This window comes from Streptomyces sp. NBC_01546 (assembly GCF_045208355.1).
Lineage (GTDB): Bacteria > Actinomycetota > Actinomycetes > Streptomycetales > Streptomycetaceae > Streptomyces.
Map to the genome: position 1 here is coordinate 6,560,719 of NZ_CP109379.1, position 17,714 is coordinate 6,578,432.

The 17,714-nt window shown below is 72.1% G+C and carries 16 protein-coding genes and 1 riboswitch; of the genes, 9 read left to right on the plus strand and 7 right to left on the minus strand.

All coding sequences use genetic code 11. From position 1 onward, the window contains the following. Positions 1-269: 269 nt before the first annotated feature. Positions 270-1,724, plus strand: a complete 1,455-nt coding sequence (locus tag OHA89_RS30135) for an amino acid permease (RefSeq protein ID WP_257557280.1) — start codon at positions 270-272, stop codon at positions 1,722-1,724. A gap of 10 nt (positions 1,725-1,734) precedes the next feature. Next, entirely contained in the window at positions 1,735-2,190 is a 456-nt protein-coding gene (locus tag OHA89_RS30140) for an Lrp/AsnC family transcriptional regulator (RefSeq protein WP_030027017.1), read from the plus strand. On the opposite strand, the gene OHA89_RS30145 is transcribed toward OHA89_RS30140, so the two are convergent. Further along, complete coding sequence (locus OHA89_RS30145; RefSeq protein ID WP_215145332.1) at positions 2,168-2,479, minus strand: WhiB family transcriptional regulator; 312 nt, start codon at positions 2,477-2,479, stop codon at positions 2,168-2,170. The two genes, OHA89_RS30140 and OHA89_RS30145, sit on opposite strands and share 23 nt — an antisense overlap. 79 nt (positions 2,480-2,558) lie before the next feature. Further along, the gene (locus OHA89_RS30150) at positions 2,559-3,251 is read right to left on the minus strand and encodes a GNAT family N-acetyltransferase (protein WP_266610842.1); all 693 of its coding nucleotides are present in this window, start codon (positions 3,249-3,251) and stop codon (positions 2,559-2,561) included. 172 nt (positions 3,252-3,423) lie between these two features. On the opposite strand from OHA89_RS30150, the gene OHA89_RS30155 reads away from it, so the two are divergent. From OHA89_RS30155 to OHA89_RS30175, 5 genes are all read left to right on the plus strand, one after another. Next, entirely contained in the window at positions 3,424-3,540 is a 117-nt protein-coding gene (locus tag OHA89_RS30155) for a cell envelope biogenesis protein OmpA (RefSeq protein ID WP_257557283.1), read from the plus strand. A gap of 135 nt (positions 3,541-3,675) precedes the next feature. After that, complete coding sequence (locus OHA89_RS30160) at positions 3,676-4,074, plus strand: hypothetical protein (RefSeq protein WP_257557284.1); 399 nt, start codon at positions 3,676-3,678, stop codon at positions 4,072-4,074. 116 nt (positions 4,075-4,190) lie between these two features. Next, the gene (locus OHA89_RS30165) at positions 4,191-4,991 is read left to right on the plus strand and encodes a carbon-nitrogen hydrolase family protein (protein WP_266610845.1); all 801 of its coding nucleotides are present in this window, start codon (positions 4,191-4,193) and stop codon (positions 4,989-4,991) included. 53 nt (positions 4,992-5,044) lie between these two features. Next, positions 5,045-6,742, plus strand: coding sequence for an NAD(P)/FAD-dependent oxidoreductase (locus tag OHA89_RS30170; RefSeq protein ID WP_266610846.1), 1,698 nt, complete (start codon positions 5,045-5,047; stop codon positions 6,740-6,742). Positions 6,743-6,911: 169 nt separating this feature from the next. Further along, the gene (locus OHA89_RS30175; RefSeq protein ID WP_406367520.1) at positions 6,912-8,105 is read left to right on the plus strand and encodes a GDSL-type esterase/lipase family protein; all 1,194 of its coding nucleotides are present in this window, start codon (positions 6,912-6,914) and stop codon (positions 8,103-8,105) included. On the opposite strand, the gene OHA89_RS30180 is transcribed toward OHA89_RS30175, so the two are convergent. The 3 genes from OHA89_RS30180 to OHA89_RS30190 all read right to left on the minus strand — a co-directional run bounded on the left by OHA89_RS30180 (position 8,092) and on the right by OHA89_RS30190 (position 11,487). Then, the gene (locus OHA89_RS30180) at positions 8,092-8,745 is read right to left on the minus strand and encodes a DUF5995 family protein (protein WP_215145344.1); all 654 of its coding nucleotides are present in this window, start codon (positions 8,743-8,745) and stop codon (positions 8,092-8,094) included. The two genes, OHA89_RS30175 and OHA89_RS30180, sit on opposite strands and share 14 nt — an antisense overlap. 76 nt (positions 8,746-8,821) lie before the next feature. Continuing rightward, complete coding sequence (locus tag OHA89_RS30185) at positions 8,822-10,213, minus strand: uracil-xanthine permease family protein (protein WP_406368641.1); 1,392 nt, start codon at positions 10,211-10,213, stop codon at positions 8,822-8,824. A 59-nt stretch (positions 10,214-10,272) separates the two neighbouring features. Next, the gene (locus OHA89_RS30190) at positions 10,273-11,487 is read right to left on the minus strand and encodes an MFS transporter (protein ID WP_266610850.1); all 1,215 of its coding nucleotides are present in this window, start codon (positions 11,485-11,487) and stop codon (positions 10,273-10,275) included. Positions 11,488-11,542: 55 nt separating this feature from the next. On the opposite strand from OHA89_RS30190, the gene OHA89_RS30195 reads away from it, so the two are divergent. Further along, on the plus strand, positions 11,543-12,709 hold the full coding sequence (locus OHA89_RS30195) for an ROK family transcriptional regulator (protein ID WP_266610852.1): 1,167 nt from the start codon (positions 11,543-11,545) through the stop codon (positions 12,707-12,709). A gap of 9 nt (positions 12,710-12,718) precedes the next feature. Here the strand turns inward: OHA89_RS30195 and OHA89_RS30200 are convergent, their stop codons facing one another. Together OHA89_RS30200 and OHA89_RS30205 are read right to left on the minus strand one after the other, a co-directional pair. Continuing rightward, positions 12,719-13,468, minus strand: coding sequence for an SDR family oxidoreductase (locus OHA89_RS30200; protein ID WP_215145350.1), 750 nt, complete (start codon positions 13,466-13,468; stop codon positions 12,719-12,721). 170 nt (positions 13,469-13,638) lie between these two features. Then, entirely contained in the window at positions 13,639-15,999 is a 2,361-nt protein-coding gene (locus OHA89_RS30205) for a chitinase C-terminal domain-containing protein (protein ID WP_406367523.1), read from the minus strand. A gap of 279 nt (positions 16,000-16,278) precedes the next feature. Further along, positions 16,279-16,409: riboswitch (FMN riboswitch) on the plus strand. 150 nt (positions 16,410-16,559) lie between these two features. Between OHA89_RS30205 and ribD the strand changes: the two genes are divergently transcribed. Next, positions 16,560-17,714, plus strand: coding sequence for a bifunctional diaminohydroxyphosphoribosylaminopyrimidine deaminase/5-amino-6-(5-phosphoribosylamino)uracil reductase RibD (gene ribD, locus OHA89_RS30210; RefSeq protein WP_406367524.1), 1,155 nt, complete (start codon positions 16,560-16,562; stop codon positions 17,712-17,714).

Here is a 17,714-nt window from a genome sequence, read left to right on the forward strand (position 1 = left end):
GAGGTCCGCTGTGCAGCGATCGATCATCCGCGCGCAACAAAGGACCATCTGGGACAGATCCGCGCAACGATCGTGCGGCAATGTGCAAGGATGGTGCATTACGGGCGGTATCACTCAGCTCGTAGGCTCACTCGCTGTACGTGGAGTGGCGCGGACCGCCTGCTCGGCGGTCCTCCCATGCCCAGGCAGGCTTCTGCTCGCCTGCTCCTGCTCCGGACCGCTGCGGTCGACGCCTGAATCCCCACCCGCAGCGAAGAAGGAGTCACCCCGTGCTCGACCACGGCCAGGCGCCACCCGCCACGACCGAGGCCCGCAGGCCCGCCCACCCGCTGCTCCGCCGCAAGCCGGTCGAGCAGCTGGTCGCCGAGGGCGGCCAGGGCGAGGGCGGCTCGCTGCGCCGCTCGCTCACCATGTGGCAGCTGACGATGATCAGCATCGGCGCGACCCTGGGCACCGGCATCTTCGTCGTCCTCGGCGAGGCCGCCCCCAAGGCCGGCCCGGCCGTGACGATCTCGTTCATCATCGCGGGCCTGACCGCGCTGTTCTCGGCCCTGTCCTACGCCGAGCTCGCCGGATCCGTCCCGGTCTCCGGCTCCTCGTACTCCTACACCTACGCCACCATGGGCGAGCTCATAGCCTGGATCTGCGGCTGGTGCCTGGTCCTCGAGTACGCCGTGTCGGTCGCGGCCGTCGCCGTCGGCTGGGGCCAGTACCTCAACGAGCTCCTCGAGGGGACCCTGGGCTTCACCATCCCCGAAGGCCTCTCGGCCCCGCTGGGCGAGGGCGGCTGGATCAACCTGCCCTCGCTGGTCGTCGTCCTGCTCGCCATGGTCTTCCTGATGCGCGGCGCCAAGGAGAGCGCCCGGATCAACACGATCATGGTCGCGGTGAAGGTCGTCACGCTGCTGCTCTTCATCGGCATCGGCGTCATGGGCATCAAGGCCGGCAACTACGCCCCGCTCGCCCCGCTCGGCGTCACCGGCATCAGCGCCGCCGCCTCCACGCTCTTCTTCTCGTACATCGGCTTCGACGCCGCCTCCACCGCCGGTGAGGAAGCCAAGAACCCGAAGAAGGACCTCCCGCGCGCGATCATGCTCTCGCTGGGCATCGTCACCATCCTGTACGTGCTCGTCGCCTTCGTCGCCGTCGGCGCCATGCCCTGGCAGGACTTCAAGGGCACCGAGGCCGCGCTCGCCCAGATCATGACCGACGTCACCGGCCACAGCTTCTGGGGCGTCGTCCTCGCCGCCGGCGCGGTCGTCGCCATCGCCTCCGTCGTCTTCGCCGTCCTCTACGGTCAGACCCGCATCCTCTTCGCGATGTCCCGCGACGGCCTCGTCCCCAAGGCCTTCGCCAAGGTCGACGCGAAGACCGGCGTCCCCCGCGTCAACGTGCTGATCGTCTCGCTCTTCTGCGGCGCCCTCGCGGCCTTCATCCCGCTGGGTGAGCTGGCCAACGCGACCAGCATCGGCACCCTCTTCGCCTTCGCCCTGGTCAACGTCGCGGTCGTGATCCTGCGCCGCACCAAGCCCGACATGCCCCGCACCTTCAAGGTGGCGCTCTTCCCGGTCACGCCGATCCTCGGCTTCCTCGCCTGCGGCTACATGATGTACAGCCTGCCGATCGCCACGTGGGTCGCTTTCGGTGTCTGGATGGCCGTCGGCCTCGTGGTCTACTTCGTGTACGGCATGCGCCGCTCCACATTGGCCACAGCAGAAAAGTGATCCACCCGCAGTGCGACTGAACGATCTCGACGAACGCATCGTGCACGCCCTCGCCGAGGACGCCCGCCGTTCCTACGCGGACATCGGCTCCGAGGTCGGGCTCTCCGCCCCCGCCGTGAAGCGGCGCGTGGACCGGCTGCGGGCCGAAGGCGCCATCACCGGCTTCACGGTCCGCGTGGACCCCGCCGCGATGGGCTGGGAGACCGAGGGCTTCATCGAGATCTACTGTCGCCACAACACCTCGCCGGACGACATCCGGCGAGGGTTGGAGCGGTACCCCGAGGTGGTGTCCGCGTCGACCGTCACCGGCGACGCGGACGCCCTCGTCCAGATCTTCGCCTCCGACATGCGGCACTTCGAGCGGGTCCTGGAGCGCATCGCGGGCGAGCCCTTCGTGGAGCGCACCAAGTCGGTCCTGGTGCTCTCCCCGCTGCTGCGCCGCTTCACCTCGGGCGCGCCGGCCTAGAGCCCGCGCCCGCGAGGTCCCGGCCGCGCAGCGAGCGGCGTTCCTCCTCCGTCAGGCCGCCCCAGATCCCGAACGGCTCACGGGTGCGCAGCGCGTGATCCAGGCAGGCCGCGCGCACCGGGCACACCGCGCAGACCCGCTTGGCGGCCGCGTCCCGCTCCTCGCGGTCCTCGCCGCGCTCGCCGGCGGGATGGAAGAACCGGCCCGATCCCAGATCCCGGCAGGCAGCCCTCGACTGCCACTCCCAGAAATGGTGCGTGGCGCCGGGCAGGCTGGTGACGTCCGTCATGGCAGTTCCTTTCCGTGGGTTGTCCCGCGTCTGACCGCTGGACGTCCACCGAAACCCGCCCATCCCAACCGCCCCCGGATCAGGCCTCCTTGGCCGGCGTACGGAGCCCCACGAAGTCCGGGCGCCGGCGCAGCTCGAAGCCCATCGACGCATAGAGCCGAAGAGCCCCCGTGTTCTCGGCCGCCGCGTGCAGGAACGGGCTGTCCCCGCGCTCGCGGACCGCCGCGGCGACCGCGCGTATCAGCCGCCCGGCCAGGCCCCGGCCGCGGTGCTCCGGGTGCGTGCACACCGCGCTGATCTCCGACCAGCCGGCCGGCCGCATCCGCTCCCCGGCCATCGCGACGAGCCGGCCCTCGTGCCGGATCCCGAGGTACGTGCCCAGCTCGACCGTCCGGTCCAGGAACGGGCCCGGCTTGGTCAGAGCGACCAGCTCCAGCATCTCCGGTACGTCGGCGGGCCCCAGCGGGACCGCGTCAGGCGCGGCCTCGGCCGCCACCGCCCGGCCGTCCAGCTGTACGCCCGGGATCGTCAGCACCGTCTCCCACCCCGGCGGCGGGGTCAGCAGCCCCGTCACCCACACGCCCTCGCCCGGCCCGGCCAGCGCGGCCAGATCCGCCCAGGCGCGCGCGTCCGCCGGGTCGGCGAGCCCGGCGAAGGGGCTCGCGTCCCCGGTGTAGCGGGCGGCCAGCCCGGCCGGCCCGTGCTCGGCGAAGCCGCGGTGCGGCCCGGTCAGCGCGGACCAGACCGGGTTGTCGAGTACCTCGGGGGACATGGGTGCGCGCTCCTTCGCTTCGGTGCGGCGGCGAAGCCGGCCCTCGCCGCCTTCTTGACGGCCCCGGACACCGCCACGAGACTGCGGGAGACGGCCGGATGGCCTGCGCCCGCCGCGGGAAGCCTAGCCACCGCGAGGCGGGCCGCCGAGGACGGGACGGGGGCGGGTACCGGTGGACGAGGCCCGGACGGCGGACGCGGGGACACAGCCGCTGCGCCGCTGGTGGCTGACCCGGCGCCTGCACATCGACCTCCTGCGGGTGTGCAGCGCATTCGGCCCGCGCGGCTGAAGCCCGTAGGCCCGTAAGCCTGTAGGCCCGTAGGGCCGTACGCCCGCACAAGACGAGTGACCCGGACCGGCCGCGCACCGCGCGCACCGGGACACCGTCCTGCCCCCGCCGCACCTGCGCCGTCCCAGGAGAACCATGTCCTCGCACACCGTCCTGCCCCGCACCGGTACGGCCCCCGCCCTGCGCGGCCGCATCGGGAACGGGTTCTCGCCCGTACCGCACCGCTACCGCCTCTACCTCTCCGCCGGCTGTCCCCGTTCCCGGCAGGTGGCCGGGGTCCTCGACCTGCTGGGCCTGCGGCACTCCGTCGCCGCGACCGTCCTCGAGGCCGACCGGGACGCGCCCGGGCACACCGCGCTGCTCCTGGCGTACGAGGCCGCGGGCCACCACTTCGACGGCGCCGTGACCGTCCCCGCCCTGGTCGACACCTGGAGCGGCCGCGTGGTCTCCGACCACACCCCGGACATCCTCGACGATCTACGTTTCCTGGCCGCTCACCCGGCGTTCAGGGCCCTGCGCAACGAATCGTCGTAGGGGTGGTGGAACGCGCAACGAATCGATGCGCTGAGCGCAACGGTCACGGCTTGTCCCGGTCGAACGCGCGAACGTACCGTTTTACGACCCCACCCCTCCTGTCACAGAGGTAGTCCATGCCCCCGCTGCGCACCGCCCTCCTCCAGAGCTCCGGACGGCTCGGCGACACCGCCGAGAACCTCAAGGCGCTCGACGAGGCCGTGGCGCGCGCCGCACAGGGCGGGGCCGGGCTCCTCGTGACCTCGGAGATGTTCCTCACCGGCTACGCCCTGGAGATCCAGGACATCGCCGCCCTCGCCGAACCGGCCGACGGCCCGTCCGCCGCCGCCATCGGCGAGATCGCCCGCCGCCACGGGGTCGCCGTCCTGTACGGCTACCCCGAGCGCGCCGGCGAGGCCGTCTTCAACGCGGCGCAGCTCATCGGCCCCGACGGGGTCCCGCTCGCGAACTACCGCAAGACGCACCTCTTCGGCTGCTTCGAGCAGGACGCCTTCACCCCCGGCGACACCCCCGTCGTCCAGGCGGACCTCGGCGGCCTCCGCGTCGGCATCATGATCTGCTACGACGTGGAGTTCCCCGAGAACGTCCGGGCGCACGCGCTCGCCGGCACCGACCTCCTCCTGGTGCCGACCGCGCAGATGCACCCGTTCCAGTTCGTCGCCGAACAGCTCGTCCCCGTACGGGCCTTCGAGAACCAGATGTACATCGCGTACGTCAACCGCACCGGCCCGGAAGGCGAGTTCGAGTTCGTCGGACTCAGCTGCCTGGCGAGCCCCGACGGGGTCACCCGGACCCGGGCCGGACGCGGCGAGGAGCTGGTGTTCGGCGAGGCCGACCCCGAGCTGCTGAGCGCGTCGCGCGCGAACAACCCGTACCTGCGCGACCGCCGCCCCGGGCTCTACGCCTCCCTCGTCTAAGCACCCTCCGCTCCTCCGCTTCCCCCAGCCCTGCCGCAAGGAGACGTACCCCCATGACGTCCACGGTGCCCACCACCGCCGTCCCGCACAGCGACGGACAGCCGCCGATCACCATGTTCGGCCCGGACTTCCCTTACGCGTACGACGACTTCCTCGCCCACCCGGCGGGTCTGGGTCAGATACCGGCGACCGAGCTCGGCACCGAGGTCGCCGTCATCGGCGGCGGGCTGTCCGGCATCATCTCGGCCTACGAGCTGATGAAGATGGGCCTCAAGCCCGTCGTCTACGAGGCCGACCAGATCGGCGGCCGGCTGCGCACCGTGGGCTTCGAGGGCGCCGGCACCGAGGAGCTGACCGCGGAGATGGGCGCGATGCGCTTCCCGCCGTCCTCCACGGCGCTCCAGCACTACATCGACCTCGTCGGCCTGGTCACGGAGCCCTTCCCGAACCCGCTCGCCGAGGCCACCCCCTCGACGGTCGTCGACCTCAAGGGCGAGACCCACTACGCCGAGACCATCGCCGACCTCCCGCAGGTCTACCGCGACGTCGCCGCCGCGTGGAACGCCTGCCTGGACGAGGGCGCCGACTTCTCCGACATGAACACCGCGATGCGCGAGCGGGACGTCCCGCGCATCCGCGAGATCTGGGCGAAGCTCGTCGAGAAGCTCGACGACGAGACCTTCTACGGCTTCCTCTGCAAGTCCGAGGCCTTCCAGTCCTTCCGCAAGCGCGAGATCTTCGGCCAGGTCGGCTTCGGCACGGGCGGCTGGGACACCGACTTCCCGAACTCCATCCTGGAGATCCTGCGCGTCGTCTACACCGAGGCCGACGACCACCACCGCGGCATCGTGGGCGGCTCGCAGCAGCTCCCGCTGCGCCTGTGGGAGCGCGAGCCCGAGAAGATCGTCCACTGGGCCCAGGGCACCTCGCTGTCCACCCTGCACGGGGGCACCCCGCGCCCGGCGGTCACCCGCCTGCACCGCACGGCGGGCAACCGCATCACGGTCACGGACGCCTCCGGCGACATCCGCACGTACCGTGCCGCGATCTTCACCGCCCAGTCCTGGATGCTCCTGTCCAAGATCGAGTGCGACGACACGCTGTTCCCGATCGACCATTGGACGGCGATCGAGCGCACCCACTACATGGAGTCCAGCAAGCTCTTCATCCCGGTCGACCGCCCGTTCTGGCTGGAAAAGGACGAGGAGACCGGCCGCGACGTCATGTCGATGACGCTCACGGACCGCATGACCCGCGGCACGTACCTGCTGGACAACGGCCCGGACAAGCCCGCCGTCATCTGCCTCTCGTACACCTGGTGCGACGACAGCCTCAAGTGGCTGCCGCTGTCCGCGAACGAGCGGATGGAGGTCATGCTGAAGTCCCTCGGCGAGATCTACCCGAAGGTCGACATCCGCCGCCACATCATCGGCAACCCGGTGACCGTGTCCTGGGAGAACGAGCCCTACTTCATGGGCGCGTTCAAGGCCAACCTCCCGGGCCACTACCGCTACCAGCGCCGCCTGTTCACGCACTTCATGCAGGACCGCCTCCCCGAGGACAAGCGCGGCATCTTCCTCGCGGGCGACGACATCTCCTGGACGGCCGGCTGGGCCGAGGGCGCCGTCCAGACCGCCCTGAACGCGGTCTGGGGCGTCATGCACCACCTGGGCGGCACGACCGACTCCACCAACCCGGGCCCCGGCGACGTCTACGACGACATCGCCCCGGTCGAGCTCCCGGAGGACTGACCTCCGCCTCCCCCCCCGAGTCCGTCGGTGGTACCCCCACCCGGACCCCGTGACCACGGGCCGCCCCCGCGCAAACATCGCGGCGGCGGCCCGTACTCATACCCGGCGGGACCGCCCGCCTGCGCAAATGCGGGTGCGGACCGGGCCCGAGGGCGGCAGGGTGGTGGGCATGACTGCCCCGTTCGACCAAGCCCGCCCGGCCCCGTGGATCACCACCCCCGTCGAGGCGCACCTGCTGCGCGGCGCCCTCGACGTGGAACGCACCGCGCACGGCGTGCTCCCGCACCGGCTGCCCGCCCGCGCGCGCGAGCAGTTCCCCGACGCGAGCCTGGCCGCGATGGAGGCCCAGCCCTCCGGGGTGCGGCTGGCCTTCCGGACCGGGGCCACGGCCGTCGAGCTGGACGCGCTCCCCACGAAGACGGGCTACGAGGGATTCCCGGCCCGCCCGGACGGCGTGTACGAGCTGCTCGTCGACGGCCACCCGGCCGGCCGGGGCAGCGTGGCGGGCGGCAACGTCCGCGTCGTCGACATGGCCACCGGGTCCGAGGTCATGCATCCCGGCCCGCCCGGCACCGTCCGGTTCACCGGGCTCCCCGCCGGGATGAAGGACATCGAGATCTGGCTGCCCCATACGGAGGTCACCGAGCTCATCGCCCTGCGCACCGACGCCCCGGTAGAGGAGCTCCCGGACCGCGGCCGCCGGGTGTGGCTGCACCACGGCAGTTCCATCAGCCACGGCTCCTCCGCCACCGCCCCGACCGGCACCTGGCCGGCGCTCGCGGCCGCCCTGGGCGGCGTGGAGCTGGTCAATCTGGGATTCGGCGGCAACGCCCTGCTCGACCCGTTCACCGCGCGCGCCATCCGCGACGCTCCCGCGGACCTGATCAGCCTCAAGATCGGCATCAATCTGGTCAACCTCGACGTGATGCGCCTGCGCGCCTTCGTCCCGGCCGTGCACGGATTCCTCGACACCGTCCGCGAGGGGCACCCCACCACCCCGCTGCTGATCGTCTCTCCCGTCCTGTGCCCCATCCACGAGGACACCCCGGGCCCCACCGCGCCGGACTTCGAGGGTGGGGAACTGCGCTTCAAGGCCCTCGGCGACCCGGCGGACCGCGCCGCCGGGTCGCTGACGCTCGGCGTCATCCGGGAGGAGCTCGCCCGCATCGCCGCGCAGCGGGCGGACGGCGACCCGAACCTGCACTACCTCGACGGCCGCGCCCTCTACGGCGAGGCGGACTTCGCCGAACTGCCCCTGCCCGACCGGCTCCACCCGGACCCGGCCGGCCACCGCCGCATCGGCGAGCGCTTCGCGGAACTGGCCTTCGGCGAACGCGGCCCGTTCGCCGTCACAGGCGGCTGAGCCGGCCCGGGGTCAGCAGGCAGCGGCCCACCAGGCCGACGCCCGCGTCGAGGGATTCGCGGAACTCCTCGGCAAGCTCGGGGGAGCGGCGCAGGGTCCACAGCAGGCGGGCCGAGGCCCAGGCACCCGTGCGGGCGCGCTCCAGGCTCCACGAGCCGATCAGGTGGGTCAGCGGGTCGGCGATCTCCAGGAGGTCGGGGCCCGGCATCAGGTCCTCGCGGATGTGCTCCTCGAGGGAGACCAGGGTGTCGCCGACCCGGTCGAAGTCGGCTTCGAGGGCGCCCGGGTCGCAGTCCAGGGCGCGGCACGTGGACACCACCGCCACCGCCAGGTCGTGGCCGATGTGGGCGTTGATCCCCGCCAGCGCGTGCTGGAGCGGGCGGATGCCGGGATGGCGCCGGTACTGGAACAGGGGGCGCCAGCAGGCCGGGGCCCGGTCCGCGTCCACCGCCGCCAGGTACCGCTCCGCGAACCGCACGCTGAGCGTCTGCGCCCGCCTCGGCGCCGGGAACCCGCCGTGCTCGATCCGACGGTGCAGGGTCTCGGTCACCGTCAGGTAGACCCGGTTGAAGACGGCGACACCGTCCTGCGGCGGGAGCCGCTCGTCCAGGGCGCGCATCCGCGCCAGCACCGCTTCCATGGGAGGCAGAGTCGCAGGCACCGGCACGGATCCGGGGAACTTGGCCGTACGCTTCCCCGGTTCGGGCGAAACCCCGTCAACGCGGCGTGTCCCGGCCGCCCTGATCATCGTAGGCGGAGGTGCCCTCGTCGAGCAGGGGCTCCTGCTGCTTCAGGTGTGCCGGGGCGAGGTACCGCAGCGCGTGGTAGCCGGTGATCACCACGATCGTGCCCAGCGCGATACCGCCGAGCTCGAAGGTGTCGCTGATCTGCAGCGTGACCCCGCCGATGCCGATGATGATGCCCGCCGCGGCCGGCACCAGGTTCAGCGGATTGCGCAGGTCCACCCCGCCGTTGATCCAGATCTGGGCGCCGAGCAGGCCGATCATGCCGTACAGGATGACCGTGATGCCGCCCAGCACCCCGCCCGGGATCGCGGCGACGATCGCCCCGAACTTGGGGCACAGGCCGAAGAGCAGCGCGAAGCCCGCCGCGGCCCAGTACGCGGCCGTGGAGTAGACCCGGGTGGCCGCCATGACCCCGATGTTCTCGGAGTACGTGGTGTTCGGGGGGCCGCCGACCGCCGTGGACAGCATCGACGCGGCGCCGTCGGCCGCGATCGCGGTGCCGAGCTTGTCGTCCAGAGGGTCGCCGGTCATCTCGCCGACGGCCTTGACGTGACCGGCGTTCTCGGCGATCAGCGCGATCACCACGGGCAGGGCGACCAGGATCGCCGACCACTCGAACTGCGGCGCGTGGAAGGACGGCAGCCCGATCCAGTCGGCCGCGCCGACCCCGGAGAGGTCCAGGCGCCAGTGGTCCGTGACCTCGCCGCCCACCGTGGAGTGGATCTTGCCGAAGAGGCGGTCGAGGATCCAGGAGAGCCCGTACCCGAAGACCAGTCCCAGGAAGATCGCGATCCGCGACCAGAACCCGCGCAGGCAGACCACGGCGAACCCCGTGACCAGCATGGTCAGCAGCGCCGTCCACTGGTCCTGCGGCCAGTACGTCGAAGCCGTCACCGGCGCCAGGTTGAAGCCGATCAGCATCACCACCGCGCCCGTCACCACCGGCGGCATCGCCGCGTGGATGATCCGCGCCCCGAAGCGCTGCACGGCGAGGCCGGACAGGAACAGCGCCACACCGACGACGAAGACGGCGCCGGTCACCACCGCGCTGTCCCCGCCCGAGGCCCGGATCGCCGCCGCCACACCGACGAACGAGAGCGAGCAGCCCAGGTACGAGGGGACCCGGCCGCGCGTGGCGAGGAGGAAGATCACCGTCGCGACGCCGGACATCATGATGGCCAGGTTCGGGTCCAGGCCCATCAGGACCGGAGCGACGAAACTCGCGCCGAACATCGCCACGACGTGCTGGGCGCCGAGCCCCGCGGTCCGCGGCCACGACAGCCGCTCGTCCGGCCGCACCACCGCTCCGGGGGCGGGGGTCCGCCCGTCACCGTGCAGGGTCCAGCGCACGCCGAGGCCCATGTCCACCACTTCCGATCCGCCACTGATCAAGCATCAAGGCCGCTAGGGCCCCCGACATGTTACGGGCGGATACCGGCGGTTTCGTCCCGATTGACTGCGGAGGCCCCGGGCGCGGCCGGCGTCTGCCGCAGTACGGCGGCCCCCACCACCAGCGCGAAGGCCAGCAGGGTGACCAGCCCGAAGGAGACCACGAGCGAGGTCGCGTCCGCCACCGCACCGATCGCCGACGGGGCGATCAGTCCCGATGTGTACGTGATCGTCGCGACACCCGCGATGGCCTGCGCCGGGGCCGGTCCGCTGCGCGCCGCGGCCGCGAAGGCCAGCGGGACCACCACGGCTATGCCCAGCCCGATCAGCCCGAAGCCGGCCATGGCCGCCGCGGGTTCGCGGACCGAGACCACGATCAGCCCGCCCGCGGTGGCCAGTACGCCTCCCGCACGGACGGTGCGCACGGCCCCGAACCGGTCCACCACCCGGTCCCCGGCCAGCCGCGCGACGGCCATCGTGAGCGCGAAGGCGGTGGTCGACGCCGCCGCCAGACCGGCGTTCGTGTCCAGGACGTCCCGCAGGTAGACCGCGGACCAGTCCAGGCTCGCGCCCTCGGCGAAGACCGCGCAGAAGCCGATGGCGCCGATGAGCAGGGCCGACTTCGGAGGCAGCGCGAAGTGCGGCGGAGCCCCCGCCTCCTGGTCGCTCCTGAGGTCCAGCACCCCGCGTACGGCGACCAGTCCGGCCGCGGTGAGCGCCAGTGCGGCGATCAGGTGGTGCAGCCGGGCGTCGGCCCCGGCGTGCGCGGCGACCGTACCGGCGGCCGAACCGAGCAGCGCGCCCACGCTCCACATGCCGTGCAGCGAGGACATGACCGAGCGGCCCAGCCGGTTCTCCGTCTCCACGCCGAGCGCGTTCATCGCCACGTCCGACATGCCGGAGGTGGCTCCGTAGACGAAGAGCGCGAAGCAGAGGGCGGGCAGGTTCGGGGCGAGGCTCGGGAGGATGAGGGAGAGGGTCCACAGCGCCAGCAGCGCCCGCAGCGCGGCGCGGGCGCCGAAACGGTGGTTGACCCGCCCCGCCAGCGGCATCGCGAGCGCCGCGCCCAGGGCGGGGAAGGCGAGGGCCAGACCCAGGGTGCCCGCGCTGAGCTCGGCGTGCTCCTGGATCCAGGGGATGCGGGTGGCGAATGAGCCGGTCACGGCGCCGTGGGCGCAGAAGACGGCGGCGATCGCGAAACGGGCATGGCGCAGCCGCGCCGGGCTGAGGTCGGTTTCCCCGGTCATGGGAGCTAAACTATCAGGGACCCTGCCTGATAGTTAACTGCTTTGACTGCCTAGGATGGGCGCCGTGACTCCTGCCCTCACTTCGACCACTTCGGCGCCGGTACCGTCCCCCGCCTCACCCAGCACGGCGCGGGCCATCAACGACCGCCTCGCCCTGCAACTCCTCCAGGAGGCGGGGCCGCTGACGGCCACCCAGCTCAAGGCCAGGACCGGCCTCTCCCGCCCCTCGGTCGCCGACCTCGTCGAGCGGCTCACCGAAGCCGGGCTGATCGAGGTCGTCGGGGAGTCCGGGGAACAGCGGCGCGGCCCCAACGCCAAGCTCTACGGGATCGTCGCCCGCCGCGCCCACCTGGCCGCCCTCGACGTCCGGACCGACAGCGTGACCGCCGTGGTCACCGACCTCCTCGGCCACCCCCTGGCCGAGGCCGCCCTGCCGGTCGGCGCCCCCGAGGACGCGGTCGAGGCGCTGCTGCGCACCGCCCGCGAGGCCGGGGCCGGCGAACTGCACACCGTCGTCATCGGAGCCCCCGGCCTGGTCGGCCCGGCCACCGGTGAACTCCGCGACACCGAAGGCCTCCCGGCCTGGCACCGGGACCTGGTGGCGGCCCTGCAGCGGAGCCTGCCCGCCGTGGTGGTCGTCGAGAACGAGACCAACCTGGCCGCCCTCGCCGAACAGCGCCTGGGCGCGGCCCGCGACCTGGACTCCTTCGTCCTCCTGTGGCTCGGAGCGGGGGTGGGCGCGGCCGTGGTCCTGGACGGGCGGCTGCGCCGCGGCGCCTCCGGCGGGGCCGGCGAGATCGGCTTCCTCCCCGTCCCCGGCACCGGCGGCCTGCCCTCGGCCACCGACTGCGGGGGCGGCTTCCACGCCCTGGCCGGCCGGGAAGCCGTGACGGCGCTGGCCCGCGAACACGGCTTCGCCGGTCCGGCGGAGGAGGCCGTGGCGGGAGCCGCGGGGGAGGCCTTCCTCGACGCCCTGGCCGAACGACTGGCCCTGGGCGCGGCGGCGGTGACCGCGGTCCTGGACCCGGGATGCGTGGTCCTGGCGGGCGAACTGGGCCGCGCCGGCGGCCCCGCCCTGGCCTCCCGGGTCGCCCGCCGGCTGACCACCCTGACCCCGGTCCCCACGGAGGTCCGCGCCACTACCCTGGGCGGCCCGGCGGTCCTGGCGGGAGCCAGACTGGCGGCTAGGGAGGCGGCCCAGGAGGTGCTGTTCGGCGGGTAGGCCTGCGGTCTACCGCGCCCGTCGGGCCAGGAACTCCGCGAACGTGACGCGGCCCGCCGCGTGGGACGGGGCCAGGTGACCGCCGCGGCGGAAGCCCGCGTACGCCTTGCCCCACAGCGGCAGGGGGACCACCCGGCGGCGGCGTCCCGTCGCCGACAGGTAGGCGCGGCCCAGGTCGGGCAGCGTGCGGATCTCCGGGCCGCCCATGTCCGGGACGCGGCCCGACGGGGTCGGGACGGCCAGTTCCGCCAGGCGGTCCGCGACCTCCTCGACCGCGATCGGCTGCACCCGGACCCCGTACGGCAGAGGCACGACCGGCAGCTTCGCCGCCATGGCCACCACCTGCTCCACCAGGTCGTGGAACTGCGTCGTACGCAGGATCGTCACGCCCAGCCCGGACTCCTCCAGCAGCCGCTCCACCTTCAGCTTCACCTTGTAGTAGCCCAGGGGGACCACATCCACCCCGACGATCGAGATGTAGACCACGTTCGAGACGGTCCCCGCCCGCCGGGCCGCCTCGATCAGGTGCCCGGCAGCCACGTCGTCGCCCTTGCCCTGGGCCCGCGTGCTGCTCGCGCAGTGCACGACGACCTCCGCGCCCGCCATCGCCGCGTCCAGCCCGCTGCCGTCCCGCAGGTCGACGGGGTGGTCCGCGGAGTGCCGGCTCAGGACGCGGACCTCGTGGCCCGTGTCCCGGAGCCGGGTGACGACGAGCGAGCCGAGGGTTCCGGTGCCTCCGGTGACGAGGATGGTGCTCATGGGGTCCTGCCCTTCGCTGGACGCGTTTGCCTTCGCCAGCATGGACCGGACAGCCCCCGGAAACGTGACAACCCGGCGCCCGATGGATCTGCGCGCATGCGCCGCACGTGCGAGGACCCGGTGGCCGCCGGGCCACCGGATCCTCACGCCTTCAGCTCACCCAGGGGGTGTCAGCAGGCGCCCTGGTCCTTCCAGACGCCCCATTCGCCCGTGGTGCCGGGCTCCTCGTTCTGCGTCCACCACTGGGCCTTCCAGGTGTGGCCCTTGTGGGAGACGAGGCTGCCGCCCGCGTAGACCTGACCCGCCACGTACGCCGGGCCGGTGCACGCACCGCCCGTCGGCGGGGTCGTGGTGGGCGGGGGAGAGGTCGGCGGAGTCGTGGTCGGCGGCGGTGTGGTGGGCGGAGTCGTGGTGCCCGGCTGGACCACCGTGACACCGCGCGCCAGGTCACCGGCGAGCGCGTACGTCGTGCCGGAGATGTTCACCGTCCAGTTGGAGGGCGTGGAGACCGGCAGGTAGTAGTTGAACGCCAGGTCGACCGAGGCGCCCGGCGCCAGCGTCTGCCAGGCGGGGAGCTTCAGGGAGACCCGGTGGAAGTCGCCCTTCAGGCCGCCGACGTTGCTGCCGGTGTGGTCGCTGCTGATCACCTTCGTGCCGAAGCCGGACTGGTCGGAGGCGTTGTTCGGAGCGGCGGTGGAGTAGTCGAACTGGAACTCCGTGCCACCCGGCAGCGTCGCCTGGGTGTTGTTGGTGATCTTGAGCTTCGGGGTGATCGGGTAGTTGGAGTCGCCCAGCTTGAACTCGGTGAACTCCGTCTTGATGGCCACGGCCTGCGCCGGCAGCGCGGTGTTGGACTTCTTCGCGCCGTACGGGGCGGCCGCCTTGAACTTGTCGTACATCAGCGAGGTGAGCGTGTCGCCCATCTCGTACTGGCCCTTCGCGGCGTTCCAGGCGTAGTCACCGGCCATCTCCCAGACCATGGTGCCGCCGATGCCGCGGTCGACCACGTAGTCGGCCTTGGCCGCCACCGACTGCTCGTCCTCGGTGGACAGGAAGACCTTCTTCTGCGCGTTCCACAGCCACGGCGCGACCAGCGTCGCGTCGTACTTGCGGGCGTAGGTGCCGGTCAGCGTGGTGTTCGCCGGGAAGCCGTACTTGGTGACGTAGTCGCCGACGATCCCCTTCTCCAGGTTCTTCGCGTGCCACATCGGGTTGGAACCGGCCGGCGACTCGGCGCCGTTGGTGTCCTTGTCGTGCCACAGGTTGTCGATGCCGACGGCGCCGTCACCGCACTTGGTCAGGCCCGCGCCGGCCGGGCAGGCGGTCGCCGGGGCCTTGCCCCACAGGCCGTCCGTGCCGCCCTGCACGTTCTTGTGCCCGCGGGTGTAGTACGGCAGGCCGATGTTGATCCGGCCGGCCGGCATGGAGCCGCGGAAGTAGTGGTACGCCCAGTCGGTGTTGAGGTAGCCGATGTTCCCGTACTGGGAGCTGCCGTAGACGTTCGCGGCGGCCAGCTCGGCGTCCTTGCCGTCGTCGAAAAGCGAGGCGTTCGGCCCGACGAACTCGTTCCAGGCCCCGTGTAGGTCGTAGGACATGATGTTGACGTAGTCCAGATACTTCTGCATCTGGAAGGTCTCCATGCCGCGCAGCAGGTAGCCGGAGGAGGGCGCGGCGACGGTGAGCAGATAGTGCTTGCCGTCGGCGGCGCCGGCCCGGTCGAGCCTCTCGCGCAGGCTCTTCATCAGGGCGTCGTACCCCTGGACGAGTCCGGCCCGGCGGGCGTTGGACAGCTGCCAGTCCAGCGGATTGCCCGCGTCCTTCATGGTGGTCGGGTACTCGTAGTCGATGTCGACGCCGTTGAACCCGTACTTGCGGATGAACTCGACCGAGGAGTCCGCGAAGGTGTCGATGCCCGCCTGGTTGACCGATCCGTCGGCGTTGGTGGCCATCGAGTAGAAGCCGCCCGAGGCGACCCGGTTGCCGTCGTCCCCGAAGTAGCCGCCGGTCTCCGCCCAGCCGCCGACCGAGATCAGCGTCTTGACGTTCGGGTACTGCTTCTTGAATTTGGTCAGCTGGTTGAAGTGGCCCTTGTACGGGAGGGCCGGGTCCATCTCGGCGCCCGCGACGCCCGGCCAGGTCATACCGGTGGCGGCGTTGTTCGCGTTGTCCGCGCCGACGGAGATCTTGTTGTCGGCGCCCACGTGGGCGAAGGCGTAGTTCAGGTGGGTGACCTTGGACCACGGGATGTTGCCGGCGAGGTAGGCGGGGGCGCCGTCCTTGCCCGTGCGCCAGCCGGTGAAGTATCCGATGACCCGGCGCTGGTGGTCGGCGCCCATCTTCTCGCGGCCTTCGGTGTCGTACACCGAGCAGTACGGGACGTCGGCGCCGGCCGTCTTGTACAGCCCGTCGGGGCGACAGCTCTCGTTGTCGGCGGCGTGCGAGACGCCCGTCGAGAGCCCGGCCACCAGCAGTCCGGCGATTGCGGCGCCGGATGCCAGGAGCATCGCTCTCGTACGTGTGGGGGACAGCATTGTGCCTCCTGGGGAGGGGAGGATGGCATGACACAACAGGACACAACATGCGGAAATGTGAAGCGTGTTGGCCCGTGACGTGCGCACATCTGACGGGCTGTTCCCGGGGAAGATGAAGGGAACGTTAAGAGGACTAGACCACCCCGTCAATAGGTCTGGACCAACCCCGCGTCCACTGGGCCGGGTCCGCCCGTGCGGGCCTCCGTGTGAGCCAGGCCACACCCCCTCACCCGCATGGCCGCCGATCACCCGTGGCAAACTGGCTGGAGTACCAGTAAGCAGCGCACTCCGGGGTCGGTGTAATTCCGAACCGGCGGTTATAGTCCGCGACCCGTCCGCAGCCAGCGGCCGGTTGACCAGGTGAGATTCCTGGACCGACGGTTAAAGTCCGGATGGGAGGCAGTGCGCGGCGGGCCAGTGACCGGTACGCCGCCGTCGGCGGTTCCTCGCCACATCCCTGCGGATGTGGCGGAGCGGACCGTTTTTCCGGCCTCGGCGTCCCCGTGTGAGCTGTTCCGCTTCATCTGTCGTATCCCGACAGGCCCCGGAGTCCGTGCCCGATGAGGCAGGAGGACCCGGTGGCGACACACGCCGCGCACGCAGCACCCGACGCGGACACCCGCGCCATGCGCCGAGCCGTCGAGCTCGCCGCCCGCGGACTCGGCTCCACCAGCCCCAACCCCGTCGTCGGCTGCGTCATCACCGACGCCTCGGGCACCGTCGTCGGCGAGGGCTGGCACGAGCGGGCCGGCGGCCCGCACGCCGAGGTCCACGCCCTGCACGCGGCGGGCGGGGCAGCCCGCGGCGGCACCGCCTACGTCACCCTGGAACCCTGCAACCACACCGGCCGTACGGGGCCCTGCGCCCGCGCCCTCCTCGAAGCCGGGATCACCCGCGTGGTGTACGCCGTCTCCGACCCGAACCCGCAGGCCCGCGGCGGCGCCGACACCCTGCGCGACGCCGGGGTCACCGTGGAGGCCGGGCTGCTCGCGGACGAGGCCGAGGCGGGCAACGCCGCCTGGCTGACCTCCGTACGGCTGGGACGCCCCTACATCCTGTGGAAGTACGCCGCCACCCTCGACGGCCGCATCGCCGCCGCCGACGGCACCAGCCGCTGGATCAGCTCCCCGGAGTCCCGCGCCGACGTCCACCGGCTGCGCGCCGAGGCCGACGCCGTCGTCGTCGGCTCCGGCACCCTGCGCGCCGACGATCCGCACCTCGCCGTCCGCGGCATCGAGGGGGCCGTCCAGCCCCTGCGCGTCGTCCTGGACACCCACGCCACCATCCGGCCCACCGCCCGCGTCCTGGACGAGGCCGCCCCCACCCTGATCGTCGTTGCCGAGAGCCTCGAAGAGGCGGCCACCCGCCACCTGGAGGGCGTGGAGCTGGCCCGGCTCCCCTACGACAAGTACGGGATCTCCGTGGACGCCCTCCTCGGCGAGCTGCACCGGCGCGGGGTCCGCTCCGTCCTCCTCGAAGGCGGCCCGACCCTGGCCGGCGCCTTCGTCGCCGCGGGCGCCGTCGACAAGGTCGTCGGCTACCTCGCCCCCGTCCTCCTCGGCGCGGGCCCCGCCGCCCTCGCCGACGCCGGCATCGGCACCCTCACCGACGCGCTCCGGCTCCGGATCACCGAGACCGTCCGCATCGGTACGGACATCCGCATCACCGCCGTCCCCACGGCTCCCTCCGTCCCCGCAGCCCCCAAGGAGCACTGA